This window comes from Bacillus sp. DE0042 (genome assembly GCF_007680225.1).
GTDB lineage: Bacteria > Bacillota > Bacilli > Bacillales > Bacillaceae_G > Bacillus_A > Bacillus_A wiedmannii.
The window spans coordinates 649913-667211 of sequence record NZ_VEJP01000002.1; the positions used below are offsets into that span (position 1 = coordinate 649913).

The window sequence follows — 17299 nt, forward strand, 5'->3', positions numbered from 1 at the left end:
ACTTGTTTTCTTAGATTGATGGACGTGACCCCACATCCATCAATCTAAAAAGATATAATTAGAAAAATGAAATTCCTATAAAGTTTCGCATATAAACACTGCTCCCCCTCATTAAACGCTCGCCCTATTTTTTCGAATTTCAATTGTATGTAAGCTATAAAGGAGCACCCCTAAACTGAGAATTTTTTCATTATTAGACGCATTAGAACCTAATATGTAATAGTAGGTACATTTAAGCCCATGAACCTTTCACTCCATTCTATAGGCATATATCCTTGCTTACCGATTGCTAATATACGCCCATCTATTGTACGAAGAGTACTTTGAATAAAATCAAATTCTACTTCTATATCGGACAATTTTGTAGCTTTATCAGTCAGCAAAGTACCACGTATCATAGTAAATCCTTGTATCATTTTTTCTTTAAACATACCAATCTGATTATAATTCGAATCATAGATTACCCAATCATATCCGTCCACTTCAGTATGAAAATATGCTAGAATTTCCCCGCTACTCGTTTCTAATGTATATACATCTTTATTATGTAAAAAAGGTATTACTGAAAAAAGAATGTTAGATGAAACTATCTTTGTTCCTGCAACATACCCGCCATCAGGATGATATAAACCATATTGCTTGTTCCGTTTAGGTAATTCTAATACGACAAAAGTCTCCACATCCCAAAACGTCATATTACTTTTCACCGTATTCTTTTGTATCAAATTCCCTTTTCTTAACTGCCAAAATCCAATTCCAAAAAAGATAGAAGAAGCGATAACAAAAAAGACAATCTGCCCCCAATTAATATATCCCCAATCGTCATATACAGTGCATAAAGCGAGAATAAAAATACCCGTTCCAATTAACAGCTTAAACTTCTCTTTTCGCTTATAGTAATCAAATAATTCCATTTCTATATCTTCACCCCTTACTTCTGTTCTCTAACTATTAATATATCAAAAACATAGAATGCTCTCTATCCAAAAGTATGAGTTTCTCTACCTAGGTTATTTGTTACTCTTCATAATTATCAACTAAATAAATTTTGTTACTGGCAATTTAGTTTTCAAAAAATTCACACATAAAGAACAGATAACTTAGCGAACATAAAAGCCTTTTACCAACAAACTAAGATGAAATGTTATAATATATGTAAAAGTCAATTTTTTTAAAAATTACGTAAAGTGATGTTCAAGATTATTAGTATGTTAGAAATTCCAAATAATTATAACGTCACCCGTTCAAATATTAATAGAGGTGAAATCATTGAAGAATCAATATATAGAAACACTTGTCGAAATCATGTTAAAGCATATATCCAATACAGCTGAAAAATCGATGTTATTTGCATTTTACAATGGGGTTGTCACGACGTATAGTTACTTTCATTATGAATCTATGGAAGTATTTGAACATGGCTCAGAAGGGCTTCCATCTAATGAAATTATGGACAATATTCAAAGAGTACGTCATACTGGGGAATCAAACTGGACTGCATTTGTTTTAACTGTCAAAACAAATGGTTTATATGAAGTTGATTATTATGATGATTTAAATCCTACTTTAGAGTGCAGTTCTGCACTACTTTTGCTTGCATACAGCCATTATCATATTGAACCAACCTCTGATTTTGGTAAATCACAACTACAAAGCGCTATTAAAGCAGAAAGTTTTAAGAAAACATTAAACTACGCGTGTATGAGGAATGACATAGAAACAGTTAAAGAAAAGTTAGTAAACATTAAATTATCTGCATTAAATAAAAAAGGACCTGATAGAAAAACACCACTTCACATTGCTTGTTTAAATGAAAACATTGATATAGTTACATTACTAGTGGAAGCAGGAGCAAATCTGAAGATTAAATATCATGGAGAAACACCTTTTGCCCTAGCATGCGGAAAAGGTAACGTAGAAATTATTAAATACTTAATTTCTAGAGGTGAAAATGCAAATGAAATAATGGTTGGAAAGGTCACTCCTCTTCATTTAATTAGTAAGTCTGGTAATCAAGAAATTGTTCATTATATTTTAGAGCGTATTACAAATATAAATGCGGTGACAAGCAGAAAAAGTTCAGCTCTTCACTACGCAGTGGATGATAACAATCTTGAAGCAGCAAAGGTTTTAATAGACAACAGTATTGATATGGAATTACTAGAAGAATACAAAAGGAGTGCATTAAGTCTTGCTTGCGACCGCAATAAACCAGAGATGGTAGCGCTGTTGTTAGAAAATGGAGCTAATATCCATAGTAAAGGACAAGGAAAGGTTACACCGTTACATAGTGCATGTGAACGAGGCTTTATTGAAGTGGTTCGAGTGTTACTACAACATCAACCGAACTTACATGCGAAAGCAACATTATACAGTATGCCAAAGAATCAAAAATTAATAGAAATCCCCATAGAAACCGCTAAACGCCTTGGATACGATGAGATAGTCGAACTTTTGAGTTCAAACTTTTGAGAAAGAATGAAAACAAAAGTAACATTTTTATATTTTAGAGTTAATACCATATCACTATCAAACTAATAAAAAAGATACTCCTTAAAAGTAAAAAATGCTATTCTCTCTGTAAATACGTAGGAAAGAATAGCACTTTTTATTTTGAAATAGAAGTCAGCATTTAAACTAAACATGCTAATATTGATTTTGTGCGATTGTCAGTTACCTCATAATAAATTTCTAATCCTTTCCGAGTACCTGTAACGACTTTCGTAGCTTTTAGTTTAGATAAATGTTGACTAATTGTACTTTGAGGCATTTGTAATGTTTCATACATTGTCGTTACGTTAATAGGACCTTTTGCAAGCATTATTTTTACTAATGATAAACGGACAGGATGTGCTAATACCTTCAATATTTCAGTGATTTCTTCATACATTTCTTTCATGTTTTTTCTCCCCTTTTATATAAACATTAATGATATCCATATATATAATTCGAAAGGATATATGATTTTATGTCCGTCATTTTAAAAAAATATTTAAAAATCTCTTCAGATGGAGGGAATCCTCCCTATTCTATAGATTTTTCTTTCACTCTATATTATGCGATAGGAACTTTCCTTACTGAGCCCCTCTACCATTGTTCTCTTGTTGGTGCCCATTATTCCCTTGAGACCCTCTTCCGTTGTTCTCTTGCTGCTTCCCATTATTCCCTTGCGATCCTCTTCCGTTATTCTCTTGCTGGTGTCCATTATTTCCTTGAGACCCTCTTCCGTTGTTCTCTTGCTGATTTCCATTATTCCCTTGAGACCATCTTCCGTTGTTCCCTTGCGATCCTCTTCCGTTGTTCTCTTGCTGGTTCCCATTATTCCCTTGCGATCCTCTTCCGTTATTCTCTTGCTGCTTCCCATTATTCCCTTGCGATTCTCTTCCGTTGTTCTCTTGTTGATGCCCACTATTTCCTTGGGATCCTCTGCCATTGTTCCCTTCCTGATTTCCATTATTCCCTTGCGATCCTCTTCCGTTGTTCTCTTGCTGATGTCCACTATTCCCTTGCGATCCTCTTCCGTTGTTCTCTTGTTGATGTCCACTATTCCCTTGCGATCCTCTTCCGTTGTTCTCTTGCTGGTTCCCATAATTTTCTTTTATTTGCTTCGATTGTTGTTCCTTAGATTGCTTTTGTTCTATATACTCTTTCTTCTCGTTGCTTTCTTCTTTTACAGGAGACGCGTCCGATGATGCATCAGAAGATGACTTTTGTTGTTCTTGATTAGACGACGGTGCAGGTGGAGTAAGCGAGTTGTGCTTCTCATTCTCTTGTTTTATATAAACGCCTGTTCCAACTCCTGCTTTCTTGGCATCCTCCCGTATTTGCATCGTACTGCTTTGATATTCAACTGTAATATGTTTTATCTCATACTCTTTCTTTAATTCCTGCAAAGCCTTTTCCAACTGTGGTTCTAGCGATTTGTCCTTTGCAACAGCTGTTAGCATAACTTGCTTATCATTCGTTAAATATTTATCCTCTTGACTTTGCTTTACAATCGTACGTATCACATCTTGCAGATGCTTATTTTTCCACCCTTTCATTTCTTTTAAAATACGCCTTCCATCATCATTACAAGCTCGCAAATCTATAACACGAAGATCTTCCGTTACGCTCGCCTCTAAACTTGGATTTATATCAACTGAGACATAAGCAAACACTTTTTCTTCTGGTTGATTGTAAAAAAACAGCAATACGCATAGAAAACCAGCAACAATTACTGTTGTAGGCTTTAAGAAAGGTGGCATTGAAAACCGCGGCGCCCTTTGTTCTTGTTTGTTAAATGAGATTTCCTCTCCTATCATGTATGGGTGCGCTTTTCTTTTACATGTAATAAACTCTCCATTTGGAGTTAAAACAACTACGTTATGCTTTTTTATATCCATCACAATTCCTTTATTCATCATGCTTTTCCCCTCTTATATAATCAAGAATGTATGTATAGTTGTTTGTAAAAATAATACACATTGCAATAATGTATTTCCTATGTCGTTCCAACGTTTTACGACTTACCCTAACAAGTGGTTCAATATGTTTTAGGGGTAATTTTTTCTTTCGGAACAGCTCTTCCATCATTTCCTCTTCTTTTATAATAATCTTCACAACTTCTATTAGATGTTCACGCGTATCACGATGCTTAGGAGATTCTTTAGCAAGCTCTGAAAATGTAATTTTAAACTCAGCTAACACACTTTGAAAATGAAGAATTTCCTCCTTACGGTTACTATTTTCGATCTCTTTCATATACTCCGTAAGCGATACTTGCATTTCTAACATTTCCTCTTGCTCATCTTCTTTTAAAAAGACAAAGTTATGCTTAGACTCCTTGCGTATATAGTCAATTACATCTCTTTTTATAAGAAGATCAGCAAACGCTAGAAAAGATTTCCCTTTTTTATATGAATACTGTTCAATTGCTTCGTTAAACGCAAACAGTCCAATACTATATTCATCATCCTGTTCTGTAATATATCGGCGACAGACAGACGATATGGATTTTCTAATAAAAGGCTGATACTGTACGATAAATGCTTCCCTATCTCCTCCATTGTTTTGTATGTTACATACGATATCTTCTATTTTCGGTTTTCTTAGGATCTTCATTACTAAACTCAACACTAGTAATCTTCCAGCCTCCTTCAAATAGCAAAAAGGCCACTAAACAAGTGACCATTTAACCATATTTTGTATTTTTTCTTTTGGTTTGTCCTCTTGCTGTAACTTATATTTTTCGAGACTAACTTTTTCCACCGTTTTCTTAATAATTTCCCTTTTCTCTCGGCACTAAAGTTAAGTTTGTATTCTTAATGTACTTTCTTATTTTCTTCCGCTTGTTTTTTGCTTACTCTTTTTCTATTTTATCTGCAATCCTTGAATAACTCTTCTCTATACCATTGGTAATTTCATCCTTTTATTTCGGATTCCCCACTTAATCTAGTAATTTTATTACCACTTCAATGTTCTTTCATAACCATTTTTCTTCTATTGATTTTCTTCACTATATATATTCGAAGGAATACATAGTTTTATGGGGGTCAAAGAATATTTTTTATAAAATATATATTTATTTCAAAAATAAAAACCATTGATTTGAAAAAAGGCTAATCAATGGTTTTCTTATAATATCTATTAAATTAAGTTGGGTTCTCATTATATATAAGAATATCTGCTGTTCTCACTATTTCCTGCCGATTTTCTCTATTGTTACCTTTCTTGATTACCATAATATGTCTTACCTGCATATTTTTAATCATTTCTTTTTAGATACGTTTTTATCTTAATTTTTTAATGTAATACACTTATATGATTTTGCTATTTCCTCTGTTTTATCTGTGCAACGATTTAAAACAACTATAACTTCAGTTTGCTTTTTATATGCCTCTGATACCTTTGTAATTGAATCCAAACATTTTCTAATGTACTTTTCTTCATTATGTGTAGGGATTATAACAGAAAACTTCACATCCTTTTGTAAATCGCTTCCTAAAGATTCGTTTGTTTCAGCCATAATATTTCCCTCTATTTTATTAGATAAATATCTGTCTCTATTTTTTTAACTCTGTAACAGAAGCAAGGCTAATTTCTTACAGAATGAAACTAAGGCAATTGTTTAACACATGTATCGCCATAACATATGCAAGGGATCTTTTAGAAATCAGATAAGCAATAGTAAGTATCACCGCGCCTGGTAAATAAATGGCATAATCCGAAAGCTGGTTCGTATGAAGGAATGTAAAGATTAGAATCGAAATGATAGATGCAATAGCAGTACCAATATAATTTGAAAAACTATTTATTAATATATGACGAAACACAATTTCTTCAAGCATTGGCCCCAGAATACCAAATACAAGCAATGTGAATATAAGAGGTGCCCCCGCACCTGCTTCAAGGAGCTGGTCTTGGTTCTCTGGCTGATCAGTTGCTAGAAAACGCATAACAGCCTGTTCTATAATTACCATAAGTAGAACCAACAGAGGAACACTTACTACTTTCAAAATTGTCTTCTCTTTAAAATATGCAAAACTCTCAATAATTTCGTTCTTAAATAAAATTATTCCAACAATAGCAGGTACAGTAAAACCGATGGCACCAAGAGCAAATTCTGATTCAACTAAATTGTTGTTAGTTAAAAGTGATATGCCAAATAAAATGAAGTAATCAGGCTTTTACCCACAAGAACTGCGAGAGATATTATAATATAAGAAATGAAAGTGGGAGTAGTTCAAACACTTTAGCTAAACATATTGATAAAGATTATATATAATACTCATATGTCTATGCACTAAAATTAACTATATATTTTTACATCTTCTACGATTTTAGGTAAAATTGGTTGTCTAACATGACTAAATTAAACAATTGATCATGTTATTTTTGACAGAAAATTCATTTAAAAAATATAAATAATACAATTTGATTAACCTCTGTTCAAACTGTATTGTTTGAGGTTTCCATAAGATAGGGATTGATAATATATTTTTGCTTCACACTTATTTATACTTACAAAAAATAGAGGATAAACATTACCTGGAATATTAAGCTCGTTTTTATTAGGAGGACTACAAAGCATGACTAAAGTTGATAAGGTAAAAGAAAAGATTATTGAAACATCTTTATATTTATTTAATACTAATGGGATAACTTACACATCCATCCAGGATATAATGACAGCTACTGAACTATCTAAAGGAGCTATTTATCGTAGATTCAAAAATAAAGAAGAAATTGTCCTTGCTGCCTACGACAAAAGTGGTGAGATTATGTGGGGGCATTTTCATAAAGCAATGGAAAATAAAAAGACAGCAATCGATAAAATCCTTGCAATTTTCCTTGTATATCAAGATGCAGCTAATAACCCCCCTATTGCTGGAGGCTGTCCATTGCTTAATAGCGCAATTGAAAGTACTGGAGTATTCCCAGAATTACAAAAAGCAGCAGCAAAGGGTTATGATGATACAGTAATGTTAATGGCTTCTCTCATAAAAGAAGGAATAGAGAAACAAGAACTTAAAGAAGATATGGACATTATATCGCTCGCTTCTTTTCTTGCATCTTCAATGGAGGGCGCTATTATGGCAAGTCGAGTATCTAACGATAATATACACCATCAGTATTTTATTGAACAAATAAAACATCATCTTTTCTCTTATTCTAAATAAGTGAGAACTTGCATTGCTTCCATTCAATTTTTATAGACTTAAATTGAATAAACCCCTCTCATAAAAATGATCTTCTATTTATGAGAGGGGTGAATAATTTTTAGCAAAGGGAGCTTTTTAGACGTTGGATATTAGGCATACAACCAATCTGTTTTTTACATAGTTTATTCATATATCTACATAAAAACCGACTCATCGCTAGTAAGTAGGAATTTTATTTATCATTGTATATTTTTCACATACCTCTCCTTTTTATCCTACCCTTAAAATAAAAATAGATCTTCAAATTTTTAGATACTCCTACTGTCGACGTTCAAAAGCAAGACGTACAGCAAGTCCTGTTAAGACACTTGCCATAAGCCCACGCTGCACTCTCAGCCACGTTGGGCGTGTGCCAAACCATGTAGCAATTTTACTTGCTGTAAGCACAATTAGAAGGTTGACTATAAAACTAACAGTGATTTGTGTAAGGCCTAAAACTGCACCTTGTAGAAGCAACGATCCCTTCTCAGGATCTTCAAATTGGGGTAACAGTGACACATACAAAATAGCAATCTTTGGATTTAGAATATTAGTCATAAGCCCCATCAAAAATAATTTCCGTGGTGGCTCATTAGAAATAGTACGAGGTTCCATAATAGAAGTAGCACCCGGTTTTATCGAATTCCAGGCGAGCCAGAGCAAGTAAGCAGCACCTGCCCATTTGACTGCTTCGTAGACAGCGGGTACTGCAAGGAATAAAACTGTCAGTCCGAACATTGTTGCGATTATATAAATCACAAATCCAAGCATAATACCCAAAAGAGAAATAAATCCTGCCATACGCCCTTGCGTAATGGAACGAGAAATGAGATAAATCATATTAGGCCCAGGTGAACAAACCATGCTAAGTGAAACAATTGCAAAGGCTAACAAAGTACTAAAGCTGACCATAACCCTTCTCCCTTCATGTTACATAAAATTTCCTATTGTAAATTTTATCATGACTGAGGAAAGAAAAGATCAATTAAGCAAGGATTTAAAAATAACCTATCCATAGTGACACTACAGCAACTACTAACAAAGCAAAACAAATTGTGATATTTCGAACCCACTTTTGTATATCATCAAAATACCGTTCTATAAATAAACCGTAAATATAAACCATAAGAAATAGAACAACGAAAGTAAAGGAACCCAATTTATCGTTAAATTTTTCATTGGTATATGTGCTTACATGAAGGAATAGAAAAACAAACGCTACTATGAATAGCTCAAATATCCTTTTTTTATTCAAATCGCCACCATATTACATTAATTTCCTTTTATTCCATTTTATCAGAACATAATGTGTAGTAGCATATGAATAATTTATTTATGTCAAAAAGGCCAACAATTCAATATTGTTAGCCTCTACTTTCCATATTCGTACCTTTTATCACTTTACTTCCTAACAACTGGAATCCACATTTCACCAAATACTAAGCCGTTTCTTTGCCCCATCTCAACCGTTGTATTTGGCCCACCAACATAAGCAAAATCTGTTGCTTCTCGTAAAGCTTGACCGAAGGCGGTGCCAGTCAGCTTATTACTTAGCTCTTCAGCCGTTTTGTCTTCCCCTTTCACTACTAAGTATTCTCCCTTCGGAAACTGGATTACTCTAGATTCTTCTTCTATTTGTGCCTCTGTCATAACACCAGCATAATACATCATCTTATTATTCACCGCTTCGCTCACAGAAAAAATGTAATCATTTGTAGCTAGAGCTTTTAAAGTATCCAGCCTTCCATCTTCTTTAACAGCCGACCAAAAGTCTTCCTTTTCTTTATTTATTCCAGCAAAGTCTGTATAGTCACTCTTAATTTCAGTTCCAATACCTAACACAATAAAGCTATCTTTTTCTTCTATCGTATAATTTTTCATATTCAATACCTTCCTTTTTTTAAAATGAATCAAACGATTTATCTTTTCATCTGATGAGTTTATAATAACTTTAAATCATGTCAAAAAATGATACTGTTTAGGAGACTCAAATGAAAAAAGTTGAACGGATTAATACAATTATGCGGTATATCAACAATCGCTCCCACTTTACAATTACTGAAATCATACGAGAGTTTAACATATCACGATCGACAGCTATTAGAGACATAAGAGAAATTGAAGCTATGGGCATGCCACTTGTCGCTGAAGTTGGAAGAACTGGTGGATATTTTGTCATGCATAATTCTATCCTGCCCGTTGTTCGCTTTACTGACAATGAAGTCAAAGCTCTTTTTATTGCCTTTATGGCTACAAGAAATCAACAACTTCCCTATCTAAAGAGTCGTCAATCTTTAGCCGAAAAACTACTAGGACTCATCTCAGAAACCCAGCAAGATGACCTCGTTCTTTTAAATCAACTCTTGCTTTTTGAAGGGACTAACCCTTATAATCCCGATCTACTTGAGCTTTCTGACCTCCCCCACCCTATGTTAGAAAAACTCATCAAAATCCTTCTTTTGGATAGACATTTATTGATTACCGTCAAAGAAGAAGAGGAAATCAAGTCTTACCCAATTTATCTATTACACCTTTATCAAGAAAAAAGCCATTGGATCATTGAAGGGTTTGACTTAAAAGAAGAAAAGAAACTGCTGTTTCCTGTCGATGACCTCATCAATATCGAACCGTACACGACGAAAAAGAGGTTAAATAAGAAACAGATTTTAGAAAAACTCAATAAGAAGGACGAAGCAATTAACCTTGTACTTGAACTTGGTCCAAAAGCGATTGCCCAGTACAAAAAATACCATCCTTTAAAAATTTCAATTTCTTATACAAACCCTTACCAATCCACAGCCATTTTAAAAACATTTATCGATGTTAACAATTCCGATGAAGTGACAGAGATAACAAATTGGCTACTTTTCCTAGGGAAAGATATTACAATCAGGGAAATGCCTGAAGAAGTATTAGAAGTTTTACAAGGACGAATCTCCTTATATTGCCCATGAGCGATAATCTGTATTTTCTACCATGAGTGCACAGCAAATAATAAAAGCACGGAAAACCTCCCGTGCTTTTTCAAAAATATATATAATTTCGGATGACTTAATTCACTTACCCTAACTGACGTTTAAATGCTTTACTAGCGAAAAAGTAAGAGATGATCATGATACCTACGCACCAAGCGAGTGCAGTCCAAATATCGTTGCCAACTGTCCCTTCATATAATAGGGCGCGAATCGCATTCACGATTGAAGTTACAGGCTGATTCTCAGCGAACGCACGAACAATTTTAGGCATCGTTTCTGTAGGTACGAAGGCTGAACTAATAAATGGAAGAAAAACGAGTGGGTACGAGTACGCTGTCGCCCCTTCCATAGACTTCGCTTTCAGCCCTGGAATGATAGCTAGCCATGTTAGCGCTAACGTAAACATCCCCAGTATTCCCGCTACCGCAAGCCAATCTAGCATATTTGCACTAGAACGAAAGCCCATTAAGAGCGCAACAAGTATAACCACCACGATAGTAAGCACATTAGCAACAAGAGAAGTTAAAACGTGAGCCCACAATATTGATGAGCGCTTAATAGGCATCGTAATGAAACGTGCCATCAGCCCACTCTTTACATCCGTAAATAATCGTACAGAAGTGTAAGCCACACCGGATGCGATAGCCATTAACAAAATTCCCGGCAATAAATAATTAACGTAGTTATCCGTTCCAGTCTTTATAGCCCCGCCAAATACGTAAACAAACAATAACATCATCATAATCGGTGTAATCGCTACAGTAATAATTGTATCTGGACTACGCATAATATTACGCATTAAGCGCCCTAGTAATACCCCTGTTTTGCTTTTCATTTACATCTCCTCCTTTTTACCGATAATCGCAAGGAAAATTTCTTCCAACGTCGGCTGCTTCTCGATATACTCTACTTTTGCTGGCGGGAACATCTCTTTCAGTTCAGTAAGAGTACCTGTCGTAATAATTGTTCCACCATGCAAAATAGCGATACGGTCTGCCAGTTGTTCTGCTTCCTCCAAGTACTGAGTCGTAAGTAAGATCGTTGTGCCGCTGCCGGCAAGTTCCTTGACTGTATCCCACACTTCGATCCGTGCTTCCGGATCAAGTCCAGTCGTTGGTTCGTCTAGAAAAATAACTGCTGGCGCCCCAATCAAACTCATCGCGATATCAAGTCGGCGCTTCATCCCGCCTGAATACTGGTCTGCCCTCTGGTTGGCCGCATCAGTCAGGCTAAATCTTGCAAGTAGATTGTCAGCAACTTGAGTGGGATTGGAAACACCACGTAACTTAGCAATCATTATCAAGTTTTCCCTTCCAGTAAGCATGCCGTCTAAAGCTGCGAACTGTCCTGTCAAACTGATGCTTTGACGAACATGATCTGATTGACGCTGGATATCAAATCCGCAAATACTCACTTCACCATCATCTTGTTTCATTAACGTTGAAAGGATGTTGACCGTTGTCGTCTTTCCCGCTCCATTTGAGCCTAGCAGCGCGAAAATGGAGCCACGCTGCACCTCAAAATCCACTCCCTTTAAGACTTCTTTATCTTTAAAAGATTTTTTTAACCCTTTTACAGAAATTGCTGCATTGCTCATACTTTTTCCCCCTTATTAAAATAGGTTACCTATAACCTCTATTTAGTATCACTGATAATCCGTATTACTTAGTAGTGGTTTAAAAATATAACTGAATAGCGATGGCGGCAATTCACATTTGTAACCAGCTAATCAGTCGGTATTACTAATTGCATTTATTTTTTTCTCAATTTCTTCATAATACTTTCATTCAAATCTTCACGATACTTAGAGACATACGTTTTAGCGTTTGCCACTAGTTCATCAGCAAAGGATGCTACGTCCTCCCCAGTAATGTCAAGCACTTGTCTGCCTTCCGCTGCACCAGCTTCAAACAAATCGATTAATTCATACTGTATGTGCAGCATATCCATCCCATTACCCGCTGAGAAATTCCACATGTAGTTTTGAATTTTCTTAAACACAAACTGATAATCCTCTGGCAGTGCTCCAACACGTGCCATCATCATTTTGTACTCTTTTTTATCACCGATTAATTTTTTAAACATTTCCAACATCTTATTTTCCTCCTTTTTTATAAAGCAGAACAAGAAACTCTCCAAATATGAGCCGGAACATTTTATATTATGAGGCTAGTTTGACTTCAAGACGTTAATTTTTGAAGATACAAAATCCCATTTTTTCCAAAACAGTTCAAGCTCCTGACGGCCATCCTCATTTAATGAATAAAACTTACGAGGCGGCCCCATATCTGATGGCTTCTTTTCAATATTCACAAGCTTTTTCTTTTCTAATCGTACGAGGATAGTATAAACCGTCCCTTCCACAACTTCGGTAAACCCAAGATCATTCAGGTGGCGGGTAATCTCATAGCCATACGTTTCTCGGCGGCTAATGATTTCCAACACACACCCTTCCAGTGAACCTTTTAGCATTTCAGTTAAATTTTCCATGTCCTGATCCTCCTTTACCCCCTATTCTGTCTGACTTATATTCAGTATCACAGAGTACTAAGGCGAATTTTTACTGAATAGCTTTTGAGTAAAACCACACTATTCAGTATTACTTATTACAACTACATTGTATAACTAAGTAGCTATAGATGTCAACTGATTTTCAAATTTTTTCTAAAATCCGCTATTACCTATCGTTTACTGAAAATATTTCGAGAAACAACACTACTCTGTATCACCTATTACAACTACATTGTATGACTAAGTAGTTGTAAATGTCAACTCGATTTTTATATTTTTCTAAAATCAACTATTACCTATCCCGCTAAGAAAAGAAAATACCCCAAAACAAATATTCTACATTTTTGTTTTGGGGCGCTATAAGTTAGCTCTTCTTAATAAGACAGATCATCCTTTTGTTACGATAACATCATATCCATATCTTCCGCTGCAGTTGTAATTAGTTTTAAACCGAATGTTTCCTGTAATACATCAAGCACGCCAGGTGAAATAAATTCAGGCGCCTTTGGACCGATGCGAATATCTTGAATACCAAGACTAAATAGCCCAAGTAAAATGGCAACCGCTTTTTGTTCAAACCATGATAGAACAATACTAACTGGTAATTCGTTCACTTCACATTGGAAAGCATCTGCTAAAGCGGCTGCGATTTTCACTGTAGAAATTGAATTATTGCATTGTCCTAAGTCAATGTAACGCGGAATCTCTGTACCAGGCACAACACCATAACTCACATCATTAAAGCGGAATTTCCCGCAAGAAGTTGTTAAAATAACCGTTTCTGGCGGAAGTGACGTTGCTAATTCACGATAATATTCTCCGCCTTTTCCCGGAGCATCACAACCTGCGATGACAAAGAAACGCTTAATCTTTCCTTCTTTTACTGCATTAATAATTTCCGGAGCTAATGATAATACTGTATTATGATGAAACCCTGTTACTAACTGTTCATCCGACTCCATATGTACCTCTGGAAGTTCAAGCGCTTTTTCAATCAACGGTGCAAAATCATCATTTTCAATTTTTTGTACACCCTCTAAACCGGCAATATCATATGAAAAGAATCGATCAGAGTATGACCCTTTAATTGGCATAACACAGTTCGTTGTCGCTAATATGGCACCTGTAAATTTTTCGAAAAGACGTCGTTGATCATACCATGCCTTACCGATGTTTCCTTTTAAATGTTTATATTTTTTCAGCTGCGGATAACCGTGTGCTGGTAACATTTCAGAATGCGTATAAATATTAATTTCTTTTCCTTCTGTTTGTTTTAATAATTCTTCTAACGCAAATAAATTATGACCAGTAACTACAATTGCTTTACCTTCTACATGGTTTTGTGTAATTTGAACGGGCTCTGGAACACCAAAGTGATTCGTATGCGCCTCATCTAACAACTCCATTACTCGTAAAGCCGATTTCCCTACTTTCATAGCCATATCAATATGTTCTTGTTCATTAAAGTTGGAATTTGTTAATGTCATATACAGCGCTTCTTGCGTCGTAGCATCTACAAATGCATCAGTATACCCTAGCTGAGCAGCATGCGTACGATACGCAGCAATTCCTTTTAGCCCAAACACAATCGTATCTTGTAAACTTGCAATTGTTTCATTTTTACCGCAAACACCCTTCACTTTACATCCACCTGTTGGCGTTTGTTCACATTGATAACAAAACATTATCATCCCACCCTCTCCCAATCATTCCTTACAAATCAAGCATAATACCCATTAGGAAAAAAGGATGTGATATCAATCACAATACTAAGTATAAATGTGTGACAGTTCATATTGTTGACATAATATTTTTATTGACACCAAAAAACATTACATAATCATATTGTTCAGGTTTTCAAATATCTAAACTATTGCTGAATCACATATTTAACTTTCTAGTTTATAGTACGAAATGAAAATTTCGTACTATAAACTAGAAAGTTAACAGAAATAGACATACAAAAAAGCTATTCTTTCTTTTTATTATTCAACTGAAAGAATAGCTTTTTTTCATTTTGAAGAACTATCAATTTTTTGATTAAAGATTTTATGAAAAATCACTTTATTTACAATACATTTACACTATCTTTACAATGTTTACATTATTTATATGATATATTTATATAGAATCTACTTAAGAAATTTCATGTACATTGTTATCTTTATAATCTCTGATCTGATTGATAAGAGATTATGTTATATTTTCATACCAGGGGTGAATTAGGATGACTGAAACTTTAAAAACACTTATAATGCTTGATGCTACTTACGTTGTTATAGCAATTATGACGGTACTGGTATTTGTATACTTGGAATTAAAATCTCAGTAACGTATGCAGGCATAATTGATAGCTTCGCATTTAAATATAGCTAGAAGAAAGCGAGGAGAAAATTGTTTCTCCTCGCTTTTTTATTCCCCTAATTTTTTATTTCAACAAATCCAATGTATGTAAAAGTAATCCTCTATCCCCTACATCCCCATGACCAGGCACTACTGCATTTATATTTCCATATCGCTTCAGCACATTCTCAATCGATGTAGACCATTCATTTACATAAGCATCAGCAACATTTCCTAAATTTTTAGCTTCCGCAGATTTCACTAAACAGCCTCCAGCTAAAATGTTGTATTGCGGTAACCATACGACGATATTATCTTCTGTATGCCCTTTCCCTGGATAAAATGTTTCTACTTTCATATTTCCAAACTTCAAATTTGTAATTCTTTGTAAGTCTCCAAGTGGTTCTTCATATCCATTTTTCTTTGCTAGTTCTGCAGTCAATGCCGTACTATGCGCTTTAATGCCTCTTTCTTTCAACGTTTTTATTCCGCCAATTCGATCTGAGTGCGCATGTGTAATAATGACATCCGTTACGCGCTTCTTAAATTTCTTTTCTACCATCTCTATTAATTCCTTCGTTAGTTTATCATCCCAAGAAGAATCGACAAGTACTAACCCTTTAGAAGTAGTAAGAACTAGACCGTTCGAAGGAACTGCTTCCCCGTTAAAATAACCTAACTCGGTATGAACCCATACATTTTTGTTTAACTGAGAAATTGAAATAGTTCCTGTCTCATTTTTTATTACTTTTTGCTCTACCGTTCGTTCTGCTTGTACAGAAGAAATTGTACTAACAAATTGAGTTGTTCCTAGTAAACTAACACATACCCCTAATTTTAATAATGTATTTTTCATTTTCTCCACCCCTTCTTTCAAACGAAATAGCTATTACCTATAATAGACAATTCATCTCAAATGTTTGTTCCATCTTTTCTTACATATTTTTCATATCATTAATAAAAAGCGCACAAGATTTTGTGCGCTTTAAAACTTAACCTTTTATTCCATAATTCTCAAACTCTTCCTCGTTCCCATAAAATACATTCAAATCAATATACTTCTCTTTTCCATTATAACCATTTAATCTCCCGCGGTTCGTGTATTGCCAAAACTTCCATTTTCTCTCATCAGATAAACTCGGTTTTGTAAAAACACTACGAATCCATATATCACATTGGGGATACGCATTCTTTATATACAAATCATATGCCTCTTGAGTTGCATACAATATTACTTTCTTACCGTAATGTTTTTCTAGCATTTCAATCATGACCGACAACTCTTTCACAACATCTTCACGCTTAGGTGGATTATCTTTTTTGTTAGCATAAAACTCAACATCAATTACGGGTGGCAATGCTTGTTTATATTTTGGAACAGTTCGTATATATTGCTCTGCTTGTGTTTCACCCTTACTATCAAAACTAAAAAAATGATACGCTCCGACGCGCATACCTGTCTTATTCGCATTCGTCCAATTTTTCGAAAAGTACTTATCCACAAACGCGCTTCCTTCAGTAGCCTTTATAAACGCAAACTTCATATTTTGCTTTTCCAACTCCCTCCAATCTATATCACCTTGATACGACGCAACATCTACACCTTTTATTTTATACTTATCCGAACTTATTTGATTCGGAATAAATATGCCTTAAAAAACTAAGTAAGCGAAAACACTCATTACACTAATTAAGGTAAAGACTCCTCCTATGATATGATCCCCTTATAGTAGACAGGAAAAAGAAAGAACACTAACCTGTTTACTATGGAGGGGATTTTTTTATGGG

16 protein-coding genes and 3 pseudogenes are annotated in these 17299 nt (G+C 34.8%); 3 read left to right on the forward strand and 16 right to left on the reverse strand.

All coding sequences use genetic code 11. The features are described 5' to 3' along the window. Positions 1-111: 111 nt before the first annotated feature. Positions 112-914, reverse strand: a pseudogene (locus tag FS802_RS13890) (ABC transporter ATP-binding protein). A 355-nt stretch (positions 915-1269) separates the two neighbouring features. Between FS802_RS13890 and FS802_RS13895 the strand changes: the two are divergent. Beyond that, complete coding sequence (locus FS802_RS13895) at positions 1270-2472, forward strand: ankyrin repeat domain-containing protein (protein ID WP_144525100.1); 1203 nt, start codon at positions 1270-1272, stop codon at positions 2470-2472. A 160-nt stretch (positions 2473-2632) separates the two neighbouring features. Here the strand turns inward: FS802_RS13895 and FS802_RS13900 are convergent, their stop codons facing one another. From FS802_RS13900 to FS802_RS13920, 5 genes and pseudogenes are all read right to left on the reverse strand, one after another. Continuing rightward, positions 2633-2899: an ArsR/SmtB family transcription factor gene (locus FS802_RS13900; protein ID WP_097908011.1), complete on the reverse strand. Its 267-nt coding sequence runs from the start codon at positions 2897-2899 to the stop codon at positions 2633-2635. A 175-nt stretch (positions 2900-3074) separates the two neighbouring features. Continuing rightward, positions 3075-4403 carry an anti-sigma-I factor RsgI family protein gene (locus FS802_RS13905; RefSeq protein WP_313960236.1) on the reverse strand — a complete coding sequence of 443 codons (1329 nt, stop codon included), beginning with the start codon at positions 4401-4403 and terminating at the stop codon, positions 3075-3077. Further along, entirely contained in the window at positions 4396-5118 is a 723-nt protein-coding gene (gene sigI / locus FS802_RS13910) for an RNA polymerase sigma factor SigI (protein WP_098654169.1), read from the reverse strand. The genes FS802_RS13905 and sigI overlap by 8 nt, the downstream gene beginning before the upstream one ends. A 661-nt stretch (positions 5119-5779) precedes the next feature. Then, positions 5780-6007, reverse strand: a pseudogene (locus tag FS802_RS13915) (glycosyltransferase family 2 protein); the annotation flags it as partial. Between the two features lie 76 nt (positions 6008-6083). Next, positions 6084-6653, reverse strand: coding sequence for a CPBP family intramembrane glutamic endopeptidase (locus tag FS802_RS13920; RefSeq protein ID WP_098654170.1), 570 nt, complete (start codon positions 6651-6653; stop codon positions 6084-6086). Between the two features lie 417 nt (positions 6654-7070). Between FS802_RS13920 and FS802_RS13925 the strand changes: the two genes are divergently transcribed. Continuing rightward, a complete protein-coding gene (locus FS802_RS13925) occupies positions 7071-7661 on the forward strand; it encodes a TetR/AcrR family transcriptional regulator (protein ID WP_000169654.1) in 591 nt (196 codons plus the stop codon). A 300-nt stretch (positions 7662-7961) separates the two neighbouring features. On the opposite strand, the gene FS802_RS13930 is transcribed toward FS802_RS13925, so the two are convergent. The 3 genes from FS802_RS13930 to FS802_RS13940 all read right to left on the reverse strand — a co-directional run bounded on the left by FS802_RS13930 (position 7962) and on the right by FS802_RS13940 (position 9563). Continuing rightward, positions 7962-8594: a LysE family translocator gene (locus FS802_RS13930; protein WP_144525103.1), complete on the reverse strand. Its 633-nt coding sequence runs from the start codon at positions 8592-8594 to the stop codon at positions 7962-7964. A gap of 85 nt (positions 8595-8679) precedes the next feature. Further along, on the reverse strand, positions 8680-8937 hold the full coding sequence (locus FS802_RS13935; protein ID WP_144525105.1) for a DUF3963 domain-containing protein: 258 nt from the start codon (positions 8935-8937) through the stop codon (positions 8680-8682). Positions 8938-9083: 146 nt separating this feature from the next. Further along, a complete protein-coding gene (locus tag FS802_RS13940; protein ID WP_098654173.1) occupies positions 9084-9563 on the reverse strand; it encodes a GyrI-like domain-containing protein in 480 nt (159 codons plus the stop codon). 110 nt (positions 9564-9673) lie between these two features. On the opposite strand from FS802_RS13940, the gene FS802_RS13945 reads away from it, so the two are divergent. Then, positions 9674-10636 carry a helix-turn-helix transcriptional regulator gene (locus tag FS802_RS13945; protein WP_000755070.1) on the forward strand — a complete coding sequence of 321 codons (963 nt, stop codon included), beginning with the start codon at positions 9674-9676 and terminating at the stop codon, positions 10634-10636. 106 nt (positions 10637-10742) lie between these two features. Here the strand turns inward: FS802_RS13945 and FS802_RS13950 are convergent, their stop codons facing one another. The 7 genes and pseudogenes from FS802_RS13950 to FS802_RS13980 form a co-directional block, all read right to left on the reverse strand. Next, the gene (locus tag FS802_RS13950; RefSeq protein ID WP_000837804.1) at positions 10743-11492 is read right to left on the reverse strand and encodes an ABC transporter permease; all 750 of its coding nucleotides are present in this window, start codon (positions 11490-11492) and stop codon (positions 10743-10745) included. Beyond that, the gene (locus FS802_RS13955) at positions 11493-12254 is read right to left on the reverse strand and encodes an ABC transporter ATP-binding protein (RefSeq protein ID WP_144525107.1); all 762 of its coding nucleotides are present in this window, start codon (positions 12252-12254) and stop codon (positions 11493-11495) included. It lies immediately after the preceding gene. 155 nt (positions 12255-12409) lie between these two features. Beyond that, a complete protein-coding gene (locus tag FS802_RS13960; protein WP_000891990.1) occupies positions 12410-12751 on the reverse strand; it encodes a DUF1048 domain-containing protein in 342 nt (113 codons plus the stop codon). Positions 12752-12826: 75 nt separating this feature from the next. Continuing rightward, complete coding sequence (locus FS802_RS13965) at positions 12827-13147, reverse strand: PadR family transcriptional regulator (protein ID WP_000429486.1); 321 nt, start codon at positions 13145-13147, stop codon at positions 12827-12829. A 419-nt stretch (positions 13148-13566) separates the two neighbouring features. Beyond that, positions 13567-14853 carry a hydroxylamine reductase gene (hcp, locus tag FS802_RS13970; RefSeq protein WP_098654175.1) on the reverse strand — a complete coding sequence of 429 codons (1287 nt, stop codon included), beginning with the start codon at positions 14851-14853 and terminating at the stop codon, positions 13567-13569. Between the two features lie 743 nt (positions 14854-15596). Next, the gene (bla2, locus tag FS802_RS13975) at positions 15597-16367 is read right to left on the reverse strand and encodes a BcII family subclass B1 metallo-beta-lactamase (protein WP_000799237.1); all 771 of its coding nucleotides are present in this window, start codon (positions 16365-16367) and stop codon (positions 15597-15599) included. 136 nt (positions 16368-16503) lie between these two features. Then, positions 16504-17193 (reverse strand): annotated as a pseudogene (locus tag FS802_RS13980) (glycoside hydrolase family 25 protein). Positions 17194-17299 lie beyond the last annotated feature (106 nt).

Excerpts from the sequence above, each read along its gene's own strand:
- FS802_RS13900 (WP_097908011.1), bottom strand. The coding sequence starts at position 2,899 with ATGAAAGAAATGTATGAAGAAATCACTGAAATATTGAAGGTATTAGCA.
- FS802_RS13905 (WP_313960236.1), bottom strand. The coding sequence starts at position 4,403 with ATGAATAAAGGAATTGTGATGGATATAAAAAAGCATAACGTAGTTGTT.
- FS802_RS13925 (WP_000169654.1), top strand. The coding sequence starts at position 7,071 with ATGACTAAAGTTGATAAGGTAAAAGAAAAGATTATTGAAACATCTTTA.
- FS802_RS13930 (WP_144525103.1), bottom strand. The coding sequence starts at position 8,594 with ATGGTCAGCTTTAGTACTTTGTTAGCCTTTGCAATTGTTTCACTTAGC.
- FS802_RS13940 (WP_098654173.1), bottom strand. The coding sequence starts at position 9,563 with ATGAAAAATTATACGATAGAAGAAAAAGATAGCTTTATTGTGTTAGGT.
- FS802_RS13945 (WP_000755070.1), top strand. The coding sequence starts at position 9,674 with ATGAAAAAAGTTGAACGGATTAATACAATTATGCGGTATATCAACAAT.
- FS802_RS13950 (WP_000837804.1), bottom strand. The coding sequence starts at position 11,492 with ATGAAAAGCAAAACAGGGGTATTACTAGGGCGCTTAATGCGTAATATT.
- FS802_RS13955 (WP_144525107.1), bottom strand. The coding sequence starts at position 12,254 with ATGAGCAATGCAGCAATTTCTGTAAAAGGGTTAAAAAAATCTTTTAAA.
- FS802_RS13960 (WP_000891990.1), bottom strand. The coding sequence starts at position 12,751 with ATGTTGGAAATGTTTAAAAAATTAATCGGTGATAAAAAAGAGTACAAA.
- FS802_RS13965 (WP_000429486.1), bottom strand. The coding sequence starts at position 13,147 with ATGGAAAATTTAACTGAAATGCTAAAAGGTTCACTGGAAGGGTGTGTG.
- hcp (WP_098654175.1), bottom strand. The coding sequence starts at position 14,853 with ATGTTTTGTTATCAATGTGAACAAACGCCAACAGGTGGATGTAAAGTG.
- bla2 (WP_000799237.1), bottom strand. The coding sequence starts at position 16,367 with ATGAAAAATACATTATTAAAATTAGGGGTATGTGTTAGTTTACTAGGA.